Origin of the sequence: Rhodococcus sp. GA1, assembly GCF_024321955.1 — a bacterium.
Taxonomy (GTDB): Bacteria; Actinomycetota; Actinomycetes; order Mycobacteriales; family Mycobacteriaceae; genus Rhodococcus; species Rhodococcus pyridinivorans.
Genome location: NZ_CP097186.1, coordinates 1,446,460 through 1,464,420, shown reverse-complemented (window position 1 = coordinate 1,464,420; position 17,961 = coordinate 1,446,460). Strand labels below are relative to the sequence as shown.

The window sequence follows — 17,961 nt, the reverse complement described above, 5'->3', positions numbered from 1 at the left end:
GGCCACGCCGTTAGTGGCCCAGGCGGCCACGCCCGAGGCGGAGCAGCAGCATCGCCAGGGTGTGGCCTTCCTGGCCCAACTCGCTGAACCGCTCGAGGACCTTCATCTCGCGGCTGTGCACGAGACGGGTACCGCCGGACGCCATGCGGGTACGCCCGATCATGCGGGAGACCTCGGTGCGGCGCTTGACCGCGGCCAGGATCTCGGCGTCGAGACGATCGATCTCCTTGCGGAGCTCCTCGATCTCGGCCTCGGTGGGCACTGCGGTGTCGTCGGTCGCGGCCGGTGTTCCGGCGTTCGCCTGGTCCGGCTCGCCGGAAAGGGAAGAATCGATGTGCGTGCTCATGTCGTCTCCTCGCATCTGCTCTGAAGGATCGCCCGTATGGGAGCGGCTGTTACCGGTATCGGGTCGGGCCGGCAGTCGGGAATCGACAGCGACAACCGGAACTCGATCCGAGCCTGCAAAGGACAGAAGACATGGTCTCCAGTTTGCCACTCACCATGTAGGCCCTGCCACTCGGCTTGATCGACTGTGTGGTCCGGATCCGTTGTCCGAACGGTCCGGTAGTTTGGTGAAACGATGAACACTCCCGTCGCGCTCGCAAACTCCCGCCCCGGATCCGATGCTCTTCTCGAAGGGCTCAATCCGCAGCAGCGGGAAGCGGTCACGCACGAAGGAGCCCCGCTGCTGATCGTCGCGGGCGCGGGCTCCGGCAAGACTGCGGTGCTCACGCGTCGCATCGCCTATCTGCTGGCCGAGCGCGGCGTCGTCCCTGGTCAGGTGCTCGCCATCACGTTCACCAACAAGGCCGCCGCCGAGATGCGCGAGCGGGTGGCGGCTCTGGTGGGGCCGCGCGCGAATGCGATGTGGGTCTCGACCTTCCACTCGAGCTGCGTCCGGATCCTGCGCGCGCAGGCGGGTCTGCTGCAGGGCATGAATTCGAATTTCACGATCTACGACGCCGACGATTCCCGTCGTCTGCTCACGATGATCGCGAAGGATCTCGAACTCGACAGCAAGAAGTACTCCGCCCGGCTGCTGTCCACACAGATCTCGAACCTGAAGAACGAATTGATCGGGCCGGAAGAAGCCGCCCACGAGGCGGAGACCGATTCGGCGGCCACCGAACTCACCCGCGTCGTCGCTCGGGTCTACGCGCACTACCAGCAGCGCCTGCGCACGGCGAACGCCTTCGACTTCGACGACCTCATCGGCGAGACGGTGGCGCTGCTGCAGGCTCATCCGCAGGTCGCCGAGTACTACCGGCGCCGGTTCCGTCACGTCCTGGTCGACGAGTACCAGGACACCAACCACGCGCAGTACGTGCTGGTGCGCACCCTCGTGGGCGATCCGGAGGAGGAATCCGCCGTCCCCCCGAGCGAACTGTGCGTGGTGGGCGACGCCGACCAGTCGATCTACGCCTTCCGCGGCGCCACGATCCGCAACATCGAGGAGTTCGAGCGCGACTATCCGCAGGCGCGCACGATCCTGCTCGAACAGAATTACCGCTCCACCCAGAACATCTTGTCGGCGGCCAATTCCGTCATCTCCAAGAACACGGGTCGCCGCGAGAAGCGGCTGTGGACCGATTCGGGTGAGGGCGAACTCATCGCCGGCTACGTCGCCGACAACGAGCACGACGAGGCGCGGTTCGTCGCCGCCGAGATCGACCGGCTCGTCGACGGCGGCGACACCACCTACTCCGACATCGCGGTGTTCTACCGCACCAACAATGCCTCCCGCGCGTTCGAGGACGTCTTCATCCGGCACGGTGTGCCCTACAAGGTCGTCGGCGGTGTGCGGTTCTACGAGCGCAAGGAGGTGCGCGACGTCGTTGCGTACCTGAAGGTGCTCGACAACCCCGACGACACGGTGAGCCTGCGCCGCATCCTCAACACCCCTCGCCGCGGTATCGGCGATCGTGCCGAGGCGTGCGTGGCGGTGCACGCCGAGCGGCTCGGTGTGAGCTTCGGGCAGGCCCTCGCCGACGCCGCGGCCGGCAAGGTCGCGCTGCTGAACACGCGGGCGCAGAAGGCGATCGCCGGTTTCGTCGAGATGATGGACGGCCTGCGGGCGATGCTCGTCGCGAGCGACGCCGACGGCAACGACATGGTGGACATCGGCGACGTCGTCGAGGCGATCCTCGATCGCACCGGATACAGCGCCGAGTTGTCGGCGAGCGACGACCCGCAGGACGGCGCCCGTCTCGACAACCTCCATGAACTCGTCAGCGTGGCAAGGGAATTCAGTGCCGACGTCCGTAACGCGGCCGGGATCGTCGACGACGAACGTGAAGAGGGGGATCCCGAACCAGGATCGCTCGCGGCGTTCCTCGAGAAGGTCTCGCTCGTCGCCGACGCCGACCAGATCCCGGAGAACGAGGCCGGTGTGGTCACGCTGATGACGTTGCACACCGCGAAGGGCCTCGAGTTCCCGGTTGTGTTCGTCACCGGTTGGGAGGACGGCCAGTTCCCGCACATGCGTGCCCTCGGCGATCCGGCCGAGCTGTCCGAGGAACGGCGACTCGCGTATGTCGGCATCACGCGCGCCCGGCGTCGTCTCTATCTCACGCGGGCCGTGTTGCGTTCGTCCTGGGGGCAGCCGCTCACCAATCCGGAATCTCGTTTCCTGCAAGAGATTCCGCAGCACCTCATCGACTGGCGACGCCTCGAGCCCACGCCCGCCCGTGGTCAGGCGATCGGCTCGGGCACTGGTTCACGGTTCGGTGCGGGCGAGCGGCGCGGATCCTCGGGAACACCGAGTTTCGGTGCGGCGCGCGGACGCAACAACCACTTGGTGCTCGACGTCGGCGACCGCGTCAGCCATGACAAGTACGGTCTCGGAACAGTTCTCGAAACTCGGGGCTCGGGCCCCACGGCCACCGTCGTGATCGACTTCGGCAGTGCCGGCAAGGTGCGGTTGATGCTCGTCGGCGGTGTGCCGATGATCAAACTGTGATGCCCTGAAAGCCTGTGTCAGGCGCGGATTCGCACGAAAGAGCGGGTCCGCACCGAAGCGGGAAAGAGGGCGGAACGTGACGCACGCCGAACGTACGGCGGCGAGGTCGGTCAGTCGCGCTGGATGCCGAGGGCGATACCCCGGGTGGCGAGCCACGGGACGGGATCGATCTTGTCGACGCCGTTGAGGTGCACCTCGAAGTGCAGGTGCGGGCCGGTGGAGAAGCCGCGGTTGCCCATGGTGGCGATCTGGTCGCCGGCCATGACGTGTTGACCCACGGTCACCAGGGACTGGTCGATGTGCCCGTACACGGTGATGGTGCCGTCGGCGTGGAGGAGGCGGACCCACATGCCGAAGCCGGAAGCCGGGCCGGAATCGATGACCTCACCGTCGGCGACCGCGAGGATCGGGGTGCCGATGGGGCCTGCGATGTCGACGCCGGCGTGGAGGGTGCCCCAGCGTGCGCCGAAGTTCGAGGTGAACGACCCCGCGGCGGGGAGGACGAACAGCGGGCGACGGGCCGCGGCCTCGCGCGCAGCGCGTTCCTCGCTGAATCGCTGGCCCTTGGCCAGGAGATTCGAGAACTGCGACAGGTCGTTCGGGTCGGCGATGTTGAGCACCTGCGGGGCCTGCGACGGCTCGGCGTCGGCGCTCGGCGCGAACTGTGCGGCCTGCGGCACTGCGGTGGCCGTGATGATCGAGGAATCGGCTTCGCCGGCGGCGAGAGCGACCTCGGAGTGCTCGGTGTTCTGTCCCGGACCACCATTGGCTGCGGCCTGGCCCGCGGCGACCACGGCGCCTGCGGCGACCGCGAAGACTGCGGCGCGGCCCTTGAGGGCAGTGGGGGGAGTGGGAAGTCGATGGGCTCCACCGCGGGATGCGGGAGCGGTGACGTCGGTGCTCTCGTCGCGACGATCCTGCGCGAAGCGGTCGTCGCGGACGGCGTGGCCGAAGGAGTCGGAGTAGTAGGTGGGCTCGGAACCGGGGCCGGTGTTACGGAAGTCCATCGTGGCGGCTTCCCAGGCATTCCAGTCTTCGGGTGCCGATTCGGGACGGCGGGTTCGGCTCTCGGCACTCGGGTTACCAGAGCGCATCGCCATCCTCCGTTCGTGACCTCATCGTTACTTCGACCAGGCGACGGTAACGAAGTGATCGCGGGGGTGGCAAGCCGTAGTTCGTCCGGCGGACGTTATGTGAGTGGCATCACAGTGCAAACCGGGGCAAATTGGGACATGCCCCAGCGGCCGGAGTTCCAAACACTGTTTTCCGACACGTCACGAGTCTGTTGCATCGCGGCAGCGTGGGATCCGGTGTCGGGGAGCGAGTGGGTACCTGTCATTCTGAACCGAGTGCTCCGCTCGAACGTGGCGCCCGCCACGTCCCGGGAGGGGAACTGTGAAGTCGTTCCCGGACCTACGCGCGCGTGACCTGTGCCACATGGGACTGCCGCGCGTGATCCGCGGCCCGGCCGAGAAACTAGAGTCCGAAACGACCCGCTCGATACCCCGGAGCGGGCGTGAACGCAGACGAGACGGTGAGCAGATGGATCTCTTCGAATATCAGGCGAAGGAACTCTTCGCCAAGCATGACGTGCCGACGTCGGCCGGCCGTGTTACCGACACTGTCGCCGGTGCCCGCGAGATCGCGGAGGAAATCGGCAAGCCGGTCATGGTCAAGGCCCAGGTCAAGGTCGGCGGCCGCGGCAAGGCCGGTGGCGTGAAGTACGCCGCCACCGCAGACGACGCGCAGACCCACGCCGAGAACATCCTCGGGCTCGACATCAAGGGTCACATCGTCAAGAAGCTCCTGGTCGCCGAGGCCAGCGACATCGCGGAGGAGTACTACATCTCCTTCCTGCTCGACCGCACCAACCGCACCTACCTGGCGATGTGCTCGGTCGAGGGCGGCATGGAGATCGAAGAGGTCGCCGCCACCAAGCCGGAGCGCCTCGCCAAGGTCCCCGTCGACGCCGTCAAGGGTGTCGACCTCGCGTTCGCGCGCGAGATCGCCGAGAAGGGCCACCTGCCCGCCGAGGTCCTCGACGCCGCAGCCGTGACCATCCAGAAGCTGTGGGAGGTCTTCGTCAAGGAAGACGCTCTTCTCGTGGAGGTCAACCCCCTCGTCCGTACCCCGGACGACCAGATCCTCGCCCTCGACGGCAAGGTCACCCTGGATGCCAACGCCGACTTCCGTCAGCCCGGCCACGCCGAGTTCGAGGACAAGGACGCCACGGATCCCCTCGAGCTCAAGGCCAAGGAGAACGACCTCAACTACGTCAAGCTCGACGGCGAGGTCGGAATCATCGGTAACGGCGCCGGCCTGGTCATGTCGACCCTCGACGTCGTCGCCTACGCAGGCGAGAAGCACGGCGGCGTCAAGCCCGCCAACTTCCTCGACATCGGTGGCGGCGCCTCTGCGGCCGTCATGGCTGCCGGTCTCGACGTCATCCTGAACGACGCTCAGGTCAAGAGCGTGTTCGTCAACGTCTTCGGTGGCATCACCGCGTGCGACGCGGTCGCGAACGGCATCGTCAAGGCCCTCGAGATCCTCGGCGACGAGGCCAACAAGCCGCTGGTCGTCCGCCTCGACGGCAACAACGTCGACGAAGGTCGCCGCATCCTCGCCGAGGCCAACCACCCGCTGGTCACGGTCGTCGCCACCATGGACGAGGCTGCCGACAAGGCGGCCGAACTCGCCTTCGCAGCGAAGTAAAGGGACACACAGAACAATGGCAATCTTCCTTACCAAGGATTCCAAGGTCATCGTCCAGGGCATCACCGGCGGCGAGGGCACCAAGCACACCGCGCTCATGCTCAAGGCCGGCACCCAGGTCGTCGGCGGCGTGAACGCCCGCAAGGCCGGCACGACGGTCTCGCACACCGACAAGGACGGCAACCCGGTCGAGCTCCCCGTCTTCGGCTCCGTCGCCGAGGCCATGAAGGAGACCGGCGCCGATGTCTCGATCGCGTTCGTTCCCCCGGCCTTCTCGAAGGACGCCATCGTCGAGGCCATCGACGCGGAGATCCCGCTGCTCGTGGTCATCACCGAGGGCATCCCGGTGCAGGACTCCGCCTACGCTTGGGCGTACAACGTCCAGAAGGGCAACAAGACCCGCATCATCGGCCCCAACTGCCCCGGCATCATCACCCCGGGTGAGGCGCTCGTCGGCATCACCCCGGCGAACATCGCCGGCAAGGGTCCGGTCGGCCTCGTCTCGAAGTCGGGCACCCTGACCTACCAGATGATGTTCGAGCTGCGCGAGTACGGCTTCTCGACCGCCATCGGCATCGGCGGCGACCCGGTCATCGGCACCACCCACATCGATGCCATCGAGGCGTTCGAGAAGGACCCGGAGACCAAGGTCATCGTCATGATCGGCGAGATCGGCGGCGACGCCGAGGAGCGCGCGGCCGATTACATCAAGGCCAACGTGACCAAGCCCGTCGTCGGCTACGTCGCAGGCTTCACCGCTCCCGAGGGCAAGACCATGGGCCACGCCGGCGCCATCGTCTCGGGCTCCTCGGGCACCGCTCAGGCCAAGAAGGACGCTCTCGAGGCGGCTGGCGTGAAGGTCGGCAAGACGCCGTCCGAGACCGCTGCGCTCGCTCGCGAGATCCTGCAGTCGCTCTGACAGCAGCGTCGCCTTCCGTGCGCGCCTTCCGGTGGCGTTCCGCCATCGGGAGGCGCGCACGCGCCGTTTCAGGAGTCGATCCAGTCGACTCCCGCGGGTTCGAGTTCGCCCGCCCCGGACGTCAGTGACGCCACCCAGCCCTCCAGTTCGCTCCGCTCGCGCCCCGCGACGGTGAGGACCACCCGGTCCGCATAGGTCACGTCGAGCACTGCGACCCCGCGGCCGCGCAGTTCCGCCTCCACGCGACCCGCTTCGCCGTGATCGATCGCGAGGGTGAACTTCTCCTGCTGCCTGCGCTCGACGAGGGGCGCCTCGTCCAAGGCCGTCGCGACCGCACCCGAGTACGCGCGCACCAGCCCGCCCGCGCCGAGCTTGATCCCTCCGAACCATCGGGTTACCACCACCGCGACGTTCACCAGATCCCGGTGGTGCAGGACCTGCAGCATCGGGATGCCGGCCGTGCCGCCCGGCTCCCCGTCGTCGCTCGACCGCTCGGCACGCGCCGACGGGTCGTCACCCACCACGAACGCCCAGCAGTGGTGTCGGGCATCGGGATACAGTCGGCGTTGTTCGTCGACGAAGGCGAGCGCGGCGTCGGCCGTGTCGACACGACGAACCGCGGCGAGGAAACGCGAGTGCTTCACCTCCGTCTCGACCACGACGTCGGGGCCCGGGGCGAGAGTGTGCGGCATGGACCCCATTCTCTCGGGTAGTCCCTAGGCTGTTGACTGCAGGACGAGTGACCGACACACACCGATCGACGGCAGGAGAATCGATGACATTCCCCGCAGGCGCATCCGCCCAGAGCAAGGTGGTGCCGTTGTTGCTGCCACTCGCGGTGGCCGTGCTCGGTGCCGTGAACTTCCTCCTCGGCCTCACGCCCTTCGTGAGCATCACCTTCGGCTCGCAGGTGGCGCTCACGTCCTTCGATTTCGGCTTCGCCGTCGTGCCGCTGGCCTTCCTGCTCTTCGGCGGTGTGAGCGCGGCGCTGTCGCTGCTCCCCGGCCAGGACCTGCGTGCGGTGGCCGTCGCGGCGTCGGGCGTCGGTTTCGTGACATCCCTGTTCCAGCTCTTCCATCTGCCCGAGGACACCGGGATCGCGTGGGGCGGCGTGACGATCCTCGTCCTCGGTTTCCTGCAGTTCGCGCTGGCGCTCGTCGCATTGCTGTTCGGCCTCGGCATCCTCGTGTCCGGCCGGTCGGGTGAGCGGAGTTCCTTCGGGTCGCCGCAGAGCGCCGGGCAGTACCAGGGATTCGGGACCGGTGCGGGAACAGGTCAGCCCCAGGGCTCCGGTTCGCCGCAGATTTACGGTCCGCAGGGATACGGCCAGCCCTACGGCTCGCAGCAAGGAGCCGTCGGGCAGTCCCAGTTCGGTGCGCCGCATCCCGGACACCAGGCGTATCCCGGACAGCAGACGTCGGGGGAGTACTCCGGCGCGCAGCAGTATTCGGGGTCGCAGCAGTACGGCGGGTCCCAGCAGTATCCGGGCGCCCAGCAGTACGGCGGGCAGCAGTACAGCGGAGCCCAGCAGTTCCCCGGTTCCCAGCAGTTCCCGGGCGCTCAGCAGTTCCCGGGCGCTCAGCAGTACGGCGGGGGAGCACAGTATTCCGGTGCCCAGCAGTACGGCGCCGGCCAGCAGTACACGGGTGCGCAGCCGACCCAGCAGTACCCGGTCCAGGAACCGCACGGCGCTCAGGACTCGACGGACCACACCGACACCCGGGCGGACGGCCCAGCCACCCGGGCGGACGGCACAGTGTCCGATGACGACACGACGGGCACGGAACGTCGCGAGGAGACCGGGACCACTGCGACCGGCGACCAGGACGCCACGCAGGCCTTCCGCGCACCGGACGACCAGCGGTGATCGGCGCGCCTGACACCACGATCGCCGTGTCGGTGACACTCTCGAACCGATGACTTCGACGCTCGGCCGGTCCACCCGGCACGTTCCAACCGACGACGACAGCCTGGACCCGGAGCGGTTTCGCATCCTGCTCGGCACCGCGGCCCGCGTTCCGGCGGTGACGCTCGCCGTCGTGGCCACCATCGTGGTGACGACGATGGTCGTCGCCAACAGCGACCTCACCGGCATCTACGCTGCGATCGCCGGCACGTGGCTCGCACTGCACCAGGTGACGCTCACGATCGACGGCACGTCGCTCGGTGTGCTGCCGCTGCTGCCCACCGCGGTCCTGGTGTGGCAGGCGGCGCGCGGGTGTGCGTCTGCGGCCGACGCGCTCGTCGAGAACAGTGGGTACGCCCTCGACCGTCAGGATGTCTCGCGCATCACCGTCGCCGTCCTCGCCGGCCCGCTACTGGTGACCGCGGCGTCGCTGATCGTGCTGCAGGATGCGGCGAGCGTGCTGCCGGTGACGCCTCCGAATGCAGCTGCCGCGCTCGCGTGGGTCACCGCCATCTACCTGGCCGCGGCTCTCATCGGTATCGGCTCCCGTGTGTGGAAGCCGCTGGTGCGCTACTACTCGGCTCCCGATTGGCTCGTGCTCGCCTTCCGTCCGGCACTGCGGGTGCTGCTGGGGATGTTCGCCCTCGGTGGGGTGGCGGTCGTCGCCGGACTGTTGTGGTCGTGGAACGTCGTCGGTGAACTGCTCGCGCGCGGGGATCACTGGACCGGCGTGCTGGGGCTGACGGTGATGTCGATCCTGTACCTGCCCAACGTCATCATCGGTGCCGCGGCCGTTCTGGCGGGCAGCACCGTGCACGTCGGCGACATCCACCTGAGCCTGTTCGAGGCGACGGGCGGTGACCTCCCGGCGCTGCCGGTGCTCGCGGCGGTCCCCTCGGGTCCGGCCGCAGCGTTCTGGCCGGTGCTGCTGGCCGTTCCGGCGACGGTCGGTGCGCTGCTCGGACGTTTCGCCGCGCAGCGAACCCTGCAGGCGAAGGCCGACGGTGCCCCGGTGGGCAGCGCCGACGCTTCATGGACGGTGCTCGCTGCCGCAGCGGGCGCCGGACTCGTCACGGCGCTGGCGACCTGGGTTGCGGGCGGCCCGCTCGGCGTCTTCGGCACGGTCGGCGCCAACTGGTGGCTCGCCGGCATCCTCGTCTTCGCCTGGTCGGGCCTGCTCGGCATCATCACGGCGCAGCTGCTCGTGTGGCGCGAAGGACGATTGGCCGCGGTGGCACTGCGCGCCGACACCGAGGTGGACGAGGAGACCTCGGAGGATGCGACGGACGCGGCCGAGGCCGACGACGCCGCTGATGCAGGAGCCGACGGAGAACTCGAGGCGGCCGAGAACGAGACCTCGGCACTCGAAGCTCCTGTGGCAGAGGACACCACCGCCGCCGAGCGCGAGGTGGCAGAAGTCGACGAGGACGAAGCGGCCGCAGTCGACGAGGACGAGGCTGCCGAGGACGACGCGGAGAGCCTCGAAGAGGATGCGGACGCCGACGACGTCATCGACGCCGAGGTGGTCGAGGTCGTCGACGAGGATGACGCCGAGGACGACGACGAGCCCGCCGAGGAGGTCGCGAACAAGGCCGAAAAGGGTGCCGACTAGGCTCTCCTACGGCCGGTCGATCGGCCGACCCACCTCGACTTCACAGGAGTGGACCCTGACTGCCTCGCGTGACCAGCTGCCGCCCACCGCGCCGGCGCGGCTCGTCGTCCTCGCTTCGGGCACGGGCAGCCTCTTGCGTTCGCTGCTCGACGCCACCCGGACCGACGGATATCCCGCGACAGTCGTCGCTGTCGGTGTCGACCGCGAATGCCCCGCCGAAGGGCACGCCGCCGACGAGGGGATCCCCTCGTTCCGCGTCGCGTTGCGCGACTTCGAGGACCGCACCGCGTGGGACCGCGCGCTGACCGACGCGGTCGCCGCCCACGAACCCGACCTCGTGGTGTCCGCAGGCTTCATGAAGATCCTGGGTTCGGCGTTCCTGGAACGGTTCGCCGGCCGCATCATCAACACTCATCCCGCGCTGCTGCCGTCGTTCCCCGGCGCGCACGCCGTCGCCGACGCCCTGGCCTACGGCGTCAAGGTCACCGGTTCGACGGTGCATCTCGTCGACGGGGGAGTCGACACCGGACCGATCCTCGCGCAGGAAGCCGTGCAGGTGCTCGACGACGACGACGAGGACACCCTGCACGAGCGCATCAAGGTTGTGGAGCGGCGGCTGCTGGCCGAGATGGTCGCCGCCGTCGCCACCCGTGGAGTTGTTTCCGATGGACGAAAGGCCGTGATCCCCGGTGACCGAACGTAAGACTGTGCGCCGCGCGCTGGTCAGCGTGTACGACAAGAGCGGGCTGGTGGAGCTGGCGACAGGGCTCCACGCGGCAGGTGTCGAGCTGGTCTCGACCGGCTCCACGGCCAAGACCATCGCCGACGCAGGCGTGCCGGTGACGAAGGTCGAGGAACTGACCGGCTTCCCCGAGTGCCTCGAGGGCCGGGTGAAGACCCTGCACCCGCGCGTGCACGCCGGCATCCTCGCCGACACCCGCAAGCAGGACCACCTCGATCAGATCGCCGATCTGGGCATCGAGGCGTTCGAACTCGTCGTCGTGAACCTCTACCCGTTCACGCAGACGGTCGCCTCGGGTGCGAGCCCCGACGAGTGCGTCGAGCAGATCGACATCGGTGGCCCGTCGATGGTGCGTGCCGCGGCGAAGAACCACCCGTCGGTCGCAGTCGTCGTCGACCCGGCCGCCTACGGTGACGTGCTCGCCGCCGTCGAGGGTGGCGGTTTCACCCTCGAGCAGCGAAAGCGTCTTGCCGCGCAGGCGTTCCAGCACACCGCCGCCTACGACGTCGCGGTGGCGAGCTGGATGAACAGCGATTACGCGGCGCCCGAGGGCGACGAGTCGCAGTTCCCGGCGTGGACCGGCGCTACCTGGACCCGCGCGAATGTCCTTCGCTACGGCGAGAACCCGCACCAGGCCGCGGCCCTGTACGTGAACGAGGCCGGTGAGCCGGGGCTCGCGCAGGCCGAGCAGTTCCACGGCAAGGAGATGTCCTACAACAACTACCAGGACGCCGACGCCGCCTGGCGCGCCGCGCACGACCACAGCGAGCCGTGCGTCGCGATCATCAAGCACGCCAATCCGTGTGGCATCGCGATCGCCGACGACATCGCCACCGCGCACCGCAACGCGCACGAGTGCGATCCGGTCTCGGCCTTCGGTGGCGTCATCGCCGCCAACCGTGAGGTGAGCGTCGAGATGGCGGAGCAGGTCGCCGAGATCTTCACCGAGGTGATCATCGCCCCGTCGTACGCCGACGGGGCTGTCGACGTGCTCTCCCGCAAGAAGAACATCCGCATCCTGCGCGCCGATTCGCCGAAGTCGGCTCCGGTCGAGATCCGTCAGATCTCCGGCGGGCTGCTCCTGCAGGAGCGCGACGTGCTCACCGCGGACGGCGACTCCACCACCAACTGGCAGCTCGCGTGCGGCGAGGCAGCCGACGAGGCCACGCTGCGCGATCTCGAATTCGCCTGGCGCGCATGCCGTGCAGTGAAGTCCAACGCGATCCTGCTGGCCTCGGGCGGCGCGACCGTCGGTGTCGGCATGGGTCAGGTCAACCGCGTCGACTCGGCGCGACTCGCCGTCACCCGTGCGGGTGATCGTGTCGCCGGGTCGGTGGCCGCGTCGGATGCCTTCTTCCCGTTCGCCGACGGTCTACAGGTGCTGACCGAGGCCGGCGTGAAGGCGATCGTGCAGCCGGGTGGCTCGGTGCGCGACAACGAGGTCATCGAGGCCGCTCGCGAGGCCGGCGTGACGCTGTACCTCACCGGCGCGCGGCACTTCGCGCACTAGTCACGAACACACACGCGCGGCACCCACGCGCATCGTCGCTCAGGCGGCGTGCGCGTGGGTGCCGTTGTCGTGCGCGGTGGGTTCGACGGTGCGCTTGCCGCGCCCCTCGGAGATGACGAGCTTGGCAGCGCCGCGGTCGAGCAGCTCGCGGATGAGATCCGCGGAGGCGGCGCCGCTCTCGGTACCGCCGACCCGGCTCAGGTCGATGGTGATGGCGTGACCGGTGAGGTCTTCGGGCAGTTCGGTCGACACGGTGCCGCCGGATTCGATTCTCAGTTTCATGGTGTTTCTCCTGTCGAGGTGATCTTGTACGGGTCGCGGTCGGGGATAGAGAAAGGGCACCCGGGGCGTATGTGCCCCGAGTGCCCGAGAACGAGTCGTCGTGTGACTTCTATTCTCGGGATCGCTCCGCCGCGAAGTGGAAGAAGAAGTGAGAAAACGGTACGGAACAACCGGCTACGTACATGTGCTTGTATCGCATCGGACCGTACCTTTCTCATGTGAACCAGTTGGTTAACGGATGACCATACACGAACAACGCGGAATGGACATTTGTTATTTCCGCGTCGTCCGTGCGTGGGGGTGGGCCGATCAGCCCCTCAGCTTGTCGAGCCACGCCTCGAAACCGGACGTGAACTCGTCGGAGAAGGGCAGGTCGGCGACGTAGTCGGCGCCCGTCGACTGCTGGTCGCCGATGTCCTTGAGCACGTGGTTGGTGCGCGTCATGCGCAGCGACGTCAGACGGGTGTGGACGAGTGCCGCGTCGAGCGCGTCGACGTCCTCGACCCGCACCTGGATGTCCTTGGACGAGACCGCGGTGAGCACCGGCAGGTCGCCGGCGACCTGTGCGGCGAGCATCCGCGGATCGAGCGCGTCCTCCTCGGCGAGTGCCTTCGCGTTGGTGGGGACGAGCCCGGCGTTGCGCAGCGGCTCGGGGAGAGTGTCGCTGAGGGTGCCGTCGGCGCGGAGCGACTCGACCGCGCCGGTGAGCGCGACCCGCAGTTCATCGGCGATCTGGACGGGAAGTTGTCCCGCGGCGACGACGGCGTCGAGCTGTGCGTCGATCTGGGCGGTCAGCAGGTCGAGCAGGCGCACGGCGAGCGGTTCGATCAGGCCGAGTCCGGCGATCGAGTCGTTGTCCTGGGCGAGCGACAGCGCGATCAGCGCGCCCTCGCTGTGCCCGACGACGTAGAGCCGCTCCGGGTCGACCCCGCGCTGCGAACCGAGGAAGGCGAGCGCGTCGGCGGCGCCGTCGATGAATGTCGAGAAACCGAGATCGGCGACGTCCTCGACGCTGTACGGGCCGAGCGCGGTCACACCGCTGCCGAGCTTGTCGTAGCGCAGACTCGCGAATCCCTTGCGTTCGAGCACGTCGGCGAGATGCCGCAGGGTGCCGATCGATCCGGGGAGCAGTGCGCTGTCGCCGTTGCGGTCGGTGGGACCGCTGCCGGCGAGCAGCAGCACGGCGGGCACCGGACCCCTCATGGAGACGGGTACCCGCAGGCTGCCGTGCAGGGTCACGTCGCCGCTGGAAAAGGTGATCTCGGTGTCCGACATGTCATGTGTCTATCAGAAGTCGCCGGACCGGCCCGTGTCGAGGGCGCCGCGGTGTGGCGTCGGTTTCGTGCGTGACGAACGGGCCCGGCGTACCCGACGGTAGCCCCGTACGCCGAGCCATCCGAACAGCGCCAGCAGCGGGACGACGAGCAGGGGAGCGAGCAGCGCGATCAGCGACGTGACGAACGAGGCGACGCTCTCGACGATCGACAGCACCGGGTTGCCGAAACCGGCGGTGGTCGCGGTACTCGCGACCCGCGTGCCCGTCTGCGCCGTGCTCACCGCCAGGGCGGTCGGGGCGCCGATGACGATGCCCGCGAGTGCCGCCATCGCGGGATCGAGACTCGCGAAGGCCGCCCACGCCGCAAGCGCACCCGCGACCGGCCGGGTCACCGTGCCGAGGGCGGACAGTGCGTTGTCCACGAGCGGCACGAGGTCGGCGACGACCTCCACGGCGGTGGCGATCGTCAGGGCGACGAGCGCCGAGGTGGACCCGAGCCACTGCATCGATTCGTTGAGGACGACCCCGAAGAGTTCGAAGTGGACCGCGACCGACAGGAGCAGCAGCGGCAGGAAGGTGCGCAGCCCGGTGGCGGCCGCGAGCCCCAGCCCGAGCAGGGCCGCCAGGATCCAGGTGTCCATGCGGCGAGTGTAGGCGGACCGGTCGCGGGATCGCGGATGCCGAAACGGCGGTTCGGTCGTACCTTGGGTGAGGTGACGTCACCCACACCGCGCCCCTCCACGGTCGGCGAGCTCCGCGCCTCCGGCCACGTGCAACGGTCCGTCAAGAACGAGATCCGGCACAACCTGCTCGCTGCGCTGCGCGACGGTACCGATCCGTGGCCCGGCATCCTCGGTTTCGAGGACACCGTCGTCCCGCAGCTCGAACGCGCCCTCATCGCCGGTCACGACGTGGTCCTGCTCGGCGAACGCGGTCAGGGCAAGACCCGCCTGCTACGTACCCTGCCGCTGCTGCTCGACGAATGGACCCCGGTCATCGCCGGTTCGGAGCTCGGCGAGCATCCCTACGAGCCCATCACCCCGGCGTCGATCCGCCGGGCCGCCGAACTCGGCGACGACCTGCCCGTCGCGTGGCGGCACCGCAGCGAGCGGTACGCCGAGAAGCTCGCGACGCCCGACACTTCGGTCGCCGACCTCGTCGGCGACGTCGACCCCGTGAAGGTCGCCGAGGGCCGCAGCCTCGGTGATCCGGAGACGATCCACTTCGGTCTCGTGCCCCGCGCGCACCGCGGCATCGTCGCCGTCAACGAACTGCCCGACCTGGCCGAACGCATCCAGGTGTCGCTGCTCAACGTCATGGAGGAACGCGACATCCAGGTGCGCGGTTACACGTTGCGCCTGCCCCTCGACGTGTTGCTCGTGGCGAGTGCGAACCCCGAGGACTACACGAATCGCGGCCGCATCATCACTCCGCTCAAGGACCGCTTCGGAGCGGAGATCCGCACGCACTACCCGACGCGACTCGAGGACGAGATCGCCGTCATCGAGCAGGAGGCGCATCTGCAGGCCCGCGTCCCCGACTATCTGCTCGAGATCCTGGCACGGTTCACCCGGCTGCTGCGCGAATCGACGTCCGTCGACCAGCGTTCGGGTGTCTCTGCACGGTTCGCCGTCGCCGGCGCCGAGACCGTCTCGGCCGCGGCCCTGCATCGCGGTGCGGTCCTCGGCGAGGACGATCCGGTCGCGCGTCCCGTCGATCTCGGCACCGTCGTGGAGGTGCTCCGAGGCAAGGTCGAGTTCGAATCCGGCGAGGAAGGAAGGGAATTCGAGGTCCTCGATCATCTCCTCCGGCGCGCGACGGCCGAAACGGCCCGCTCGCGACTCGCGGGCGTCGATCTCGGGCCGCTCGTCTCCGCCGTCGAGCAGGGCGAGCCGGTGGTCACCGGTGAGCGGATCACCGCGAAGGTGCTGCTCGACGAACTCCCCGAACTGCCTGTGCTCGATGCCGTCGCCGAACGGCTCGGTGCCACCGACACCGGAAGTCGCGCTGCGGCAGTGGAACTCGCCCTCGAAGGTCTGTATCTGGCACGGCGCATCGCCAAGGACACCGGCGACGACGGCTCGGCGGTGTACTCCCGATGAGCAGGTCCGCCCGCTACGGTCCGTATACCGGGGGCGATCCGCTCGCCCCACCGGTGGACCTGCGCGACGCGCTCGCCGCGATCGGCGACGACGTCATGGCCGGCGCCTCACCCAAGCGCGCCCTGCGGGAGTTGCTGCGCCGCGGTCACGACGGTATGCGTGGCCTCGACAAGCTTGCCGCGCAGGCGAATCGGCGTCGACGGCAGCTGCTCGACCGCACCAACCTCGACGGCACCCTCCAGGAGGTGCGCGAGCTTCTCGATCGCGCCGTGCTCGAGGAACGCAAAGAACTGGCCAGGGCCCTCGACGACGACGCGCGGTTCGCCGAGATGCGGATCGAGGAACTGCCGCCGTCGACGGCGCAGGCCGTGCAGGAACTCGCCGACTACGACTGGCGCAGCGCGCAGGCCCGACAGGATTACGAGAAGATCCGCGACCTGCTCGGCCGGGAGATGCTCGACCAGCGCTTCTCCGGGATGAAGCAGGCGCTCGAGGGGGCCACCGACGAGGACCGGCAACGCATCTCGGAGATGCTCGAGGACCTCAACGACCTGCTCGACAAGCACTCCCGCGGTGAGGACACCGAGGAGGACTTCGAGCAGTTCATGGCCCAGCACGGCGAGTTCTTCCCGGAGAACCCGCAGAACGTCGAGGAACTGCTCGACTCCCTCGCACAGCGGGCCGCGGCGGCGCAGCGGCTGCGCAACTCCCTCACCCCCGAGCAACGCGACGAACTCGACGCTCTCGCACAGCAGGCGTTCGGATCCCCGGATCTGATGAGCCAGCTCGACCGTCTCGACGGCCACCTGCGGGCCGCGCGTCCCGGCGAGGACTGGACCGGCTCCGAGCAGGTGCGCGGCGAACAGGGCATGGGTCTCGGCGAGGCCACCTCGGCGCTGCAGGAGTTGTCCGAACTCGACCAGCTCGCCGAGCAGCTGTCGCAGCAGTACGCCGGGGCGTCCCTCGACGACATCGACCTCGACGCGCTCGCCCGTCATCTCGGACCCGAGGCCGCGGCCGATGCACGCACCCTCGCCGAGCTCGAGAAAGAACTGCAGCGACAGGGCTTCTTCGACCGCGGTGCCGACGGGCAGTGGCGACTGTCGCCCAAGGCCATGCGCCGGCTCGGCGAAGCGGCGCTGCGCGACGTCGTCAACCGCATCTCGTCGCGCACCGGGCAACGCGAGTCGCGGCGGGCGGGTGTGCTCGGCGAACCGACCGGCGCGTCGAAGGCATGGGAGTTCGGCGACACCGAACCGTGGGACGTCGTACGGACCCTCACCAACGCGACCCTGCGCAATCCCGGTCTGCCGGTGCGGATGTCGGTGCAGGACGTCGAGGTGATCGAGACCGAGCAGCGGACGCAGGCGGCGGTCGCGCTGCTCGTCGACACGTCGTTCTCGATGGTCATGGACGGTCGCTGGGTGCCGATGAAACGCACGGCCCTCGCGCTCGAGCATCTCGTGTCCACGCGCTTCCGCGGGGATGCGCTGCAGCTCATCGCGTTCGGCCGGCACGCCCGTGTGGTGTCCGCGCCCGAACTCGCCGGGCTCGACGGCGTCTACGAGCAGGGCACCAATCTGCACCACGCCCTGATGCTCGCGGGTCGTCACCTGCGTCGACATCCCAACGCGCAGCCGGTGGTCTTCGTCGTCACCGATGGTGAACCCACCGCTCACCTCGAACCGGACGGCTTCGCGGCCTTCGACTACCCGCCGAGCGCACGCACTCTGGGGCTGACGGTGCGCGAACTCGACCACATCGCGCGGCTCGGCGCCCAGGTCACGATCTTCCGGCTCGGCAGCGATCCGGGGCTCGCGCGGGTCGTCGACGTGCTGGCGCGTCGCGTCGGGGGACGAGTGGTCGCGCCCGATGTCGACGGTCTCGGGGCGGCGGTCGTCGCCGACTACGTGCGGGCCCGTCGGCGGTCGTAGGAACTCG

The 17,961-nt window shown here is 68.6% G+C and carries 15 protein-coding genes; 9 read left to right on the top strand and 6 right to left on the bottom strand.

Annotated features, from left to right (window positions below):
• Positions 1-10 precede the first annotated feature (10 nt).
• Entirely contained in the window at positions 11-346 is a 336-nt protein-coding gene (locus M3330_RS06750) for a chorismate mutase (RefSeq protein ID WP_006553758.1), read from the bottom strand.
• A 234-nt stretch (positions 347-580) separates the two neighbouring features.
• Between M3330_RS06750 and pcrA the strand changes: the two genes are divergently transcribed.
• Positions 581-2,959 (top strand): DNA helicase PcrA, encoded by a 2,379-nt coding sequence (pcrA, locus tag M3330_RS06745; RefSeq protein ID WP_094980891.1) that lies wholly within the window; start codon positions 581-583, stop codon positions 2,957-2,959.
• 110 nt (positions 2,960-3,069) lie between these two features.
• Here pcrA and M3330_RS06740 read toward each other — a convergent pair whose 3' ends face one another.
• Entirely contained in the window at positions 3,070-4,053 is a 984-nt protein-coding gene (locus tag M3330_RS06740; protein ID WP_071936318.1) for a M23 family metallopeptidase, read from the bottom strand.
• Positions 4,054-4,501: 448 nt separating this feature from the next.
• Here M3330_RS06740 and sucC point away from each other — a divergent pair, with 448 nt between their 5' ends.
• Together sucC and sucD are read left to right on the top strand one after the other, a co-directional pair.
• Positions 4,502-5,671, top strand: a complete 1,170-nt coding sequence (sucC, locus tag M3330_RS06735; protein ID WP_006553761.1) for an ADP-forming succinate--CoA ligase subunit beta — start codon at positions 4,502-4,504, stop codon at positions 5,669-5,671.
• A gap of 16 nt (positions 5,672-5,687) precedes the next feature.
• The gene (gene sucD / locus M3330_RS06730; protein ID WP_006553762.1) at positions 5,688-6,590 is read left to right on the top strand and encodes a succinate--CoA ligase subunit alpha; all 903 of its coding nucleotides are present in this window, start codon (positions 5,688-5,690) and stop codon (positions 6,588-6,590) included.
• Positions 6,591-6,658: 68 nt separating this feature from the next.
• Here sucD and M3330_RS06725 read toward each other — a convergent pair whose 3' ends face one another.
• On the bottom strand, positions 6,659-7,282 hold the full coding sequence (locus M3330_RS06725; protein ID WP_033098230.1) for a YigZ family protein: 624 nt from the start codon (positions 7,280-7,282) through the stop codon (positions 6,659-6,661).
• 83 nt (positions 7,283-7,365) lie between these two features.
• On the opposite strand from M3330_RS06725, the gene M3330_RS06720 reads away from it, so the two are divergent.
• Genes M3330_RS06720 through purH form a run of 4 tightly spaced genes read left to right on the top strand, consistent with a single transcriptional unit; the run spans position 7,366 to position 12,360 of the window.
• Positions 7,366-8,457 (top strand): DUF5336 domain-containing protein, encoded by a 1,092-nt coding sequence (locus tag M3330_RS06720; RefSeq protein WP_255027833.1) that lies wholly within the window; start codon positions 7,366-7,368, stop codon positions 8,455-8,457.
• 49 nt (positions 8,458-8,506) lie between these two features.
• On the top strand, positions 8,507-10,108 hold the full coding sequence (locus M3330_RS06715) for a DUF6350 family protein (RefSeq protein WP_033098232.1): 1,602 nt from the start codon (positions 8,507-8,509) through the stop codon (positions 10,106-10,108).
• A gap of 55 nt (positions 10,109-10,163) precedes the next feature.
• Positions 10,164-10,811 carry a phosphoribosylglycinamide formyltransferase gene (purN, locus tag M3330_RS06710; protein WP_024103172.1) on the top strand — a complete coding sequence of 216 codons (648 nt, stop codon included), beginning with the start codon at positions 10,164-10,166 and terminating at the stop codon, positions 10,809-10,811.
• A complete protein-coding gene (purH, locus tag M3330_RS06705) occupies positions 10,798-12,360 on the top strand; it encodes a bifunctional phosphoribosylaminoimidazolecarboxamide formyltransferase/IMP cyclohydrolase (protein WP_006553767.1) in 1,563 nt (520 codons plus the stop codon). Before purN ends, purH begins: the two co-directional genes overlap by 14 nt.
• Positions 12,361-12,399: 39 nt before the next feature.
• Here purH and M3330_RS06700 read toward each other — a convergent pair whose 3' ends face one another.
• From M3330_RS06700 to M3330_RS06690, 3 genes are all read right to left on the bottom strand, one after another.
• Positions 12,400-12,642, bottom strand: coding sequence for a hypothetical protein (locus tag M3330_RS06700; RefSeq protein WP_064061768.1), 243 nt, complete (start codon positions 12,640-12,642; stop codon positions 12,400-12,402).
• A 309-nt stretch (positions 12,643-12,951) separates the two neighbouring features.
• Positions 12,952-13,917 (bottom strand): alpha/beta hydrolase, encoded by a 966-nt coding sequence (locus tag M3330_RS06695; RefSeq protein WP_019288801.1) that lies wholly within the window; start codon positions 13,915-13,917, stop codon positions 12,952-12,954.
• 12 nt (positions 13,918-13,929) lie between these two features.
• The gene (locus M3330_RS06690) at positions 13,930-14,559 is read right to left on the bottom strand and encodes a DUF4126 domain-containing protein (RefSeq protein WP_039583541.1); all 630 of its coding nucleotides are present in this window, start codon (positions 14,557-14,559) and stop codon (positions 13,930-13,932) included.
• 72 nt (positions 14,560-14,631) lie between these two features.
• On the opposite strand from M3330_RS06690, the gene M3330_RS06685 reads away from it, so the two are divergent.
• Entirely contained in the window at positions 14,632-16,020 is a 1,389-nt protein-coding gene (locus M3330_RS06685; protein ID WP_039583560.1) for an ATP-binding protein, read from the top strand.
• A complete protein-coding gene (locus M3330_RS06680; protein WP_255027818.1) occupies positions 16,017-17,954 on the top strand; it encodes a VWA domain-containing protein in 1,938 nt (645 codons plus the stop codon). The genes M3330_RS06685 and M3330_RS06680 overlap by 4 nt, the downstream gene beginning before the upstream one ends.
• Positions 17,955-17,961: the final 7 nt, after the last annotated feature.

Bases quoted from the DNA above. Each gene is read 5' to 3' on its own strand.
- M3330_RS06750 (WP_006553758.1), bottom strand. From the start codon at position 346: ATGAGCACGCACATCGATTCTTCCCTTTCCGGCGAGCCGGACCAGGCG.
- pcrA (WP_094980891.1), top strand. From the start codon at position 581: ATGAACACTCCCGTCGCGCTCGCAAACTCCCGCCCCGGATCCGATGCT.
- M3330_RS06740 (WP_071936318.1), bottom strand. From the start codon at position 4,053: ATGCGCTCTGGTAACCCGAGTGCCGAGAGCCGAACCCGCCGTCCCGAA.
- sucC (WP_006553761.1), top strand. From the start codon at position 4,502: ATGGATCTCTTCGAATATCAGGCGAAGGAACTCTTCGCCAAGCATGAC.
- sucD (WP_006553762.1), top strand. From the start codon at position 5,688: ATGGCAATCTTCCTTACCAAGGATTCCAAGGTCATCGTCCAGGGCATC.
- M3330_RS06725 (WP_033098230.1), bottom strand. From the start codon at position 7,282: ATGCCGCACACTCTCGCCCCGGGCCCCGACGTCGTGGTCGAGACGGAG.
- M3330_RS06720 (WP_255027833.1), top strand. From the start codon at position 7,366: ATGACATTCCCCGCAGGCGCATCCGCCCAGAGCAAGGTGGTGCCGTTG.
- M3330_RS06715 (WP_033098232.1), top strand. From the start codon at position 8,507: ATGACTTCGACGCTCGGCCGGTCCACCCGGCACGTTCCAACCGACGAC.
- M3330_RS06700 (WP_064061768.1), bottom strand. From the start codon at position 12,642: ATGAAACTGAGAATCGAATCCGGCGGCACCGTGTCGACCGAACTGCCC.
- M3330_RS06695 (WP_019288801.1), bottom strand. From the start codon at position 13,917: ATGTCGGACACCGAGATCACCTTTTCCAGCGGCGACGTGACCCTGCAC.
- M3330_RS06690 (WP_039583541.1), bottom strand. From the start codon at position 14,559: ATGGACACCTGGATCCTGGCGGCCCTGCTCGGGCTGGGGCTCGCGGCC.
- M3330_RS06680 (WP_255027818.1), top strand. From the start codon at position 16,017: ATGAGCAGGTCCGCCCGCTACGGTCCGTATACCGGGGGCGATCCGCTC.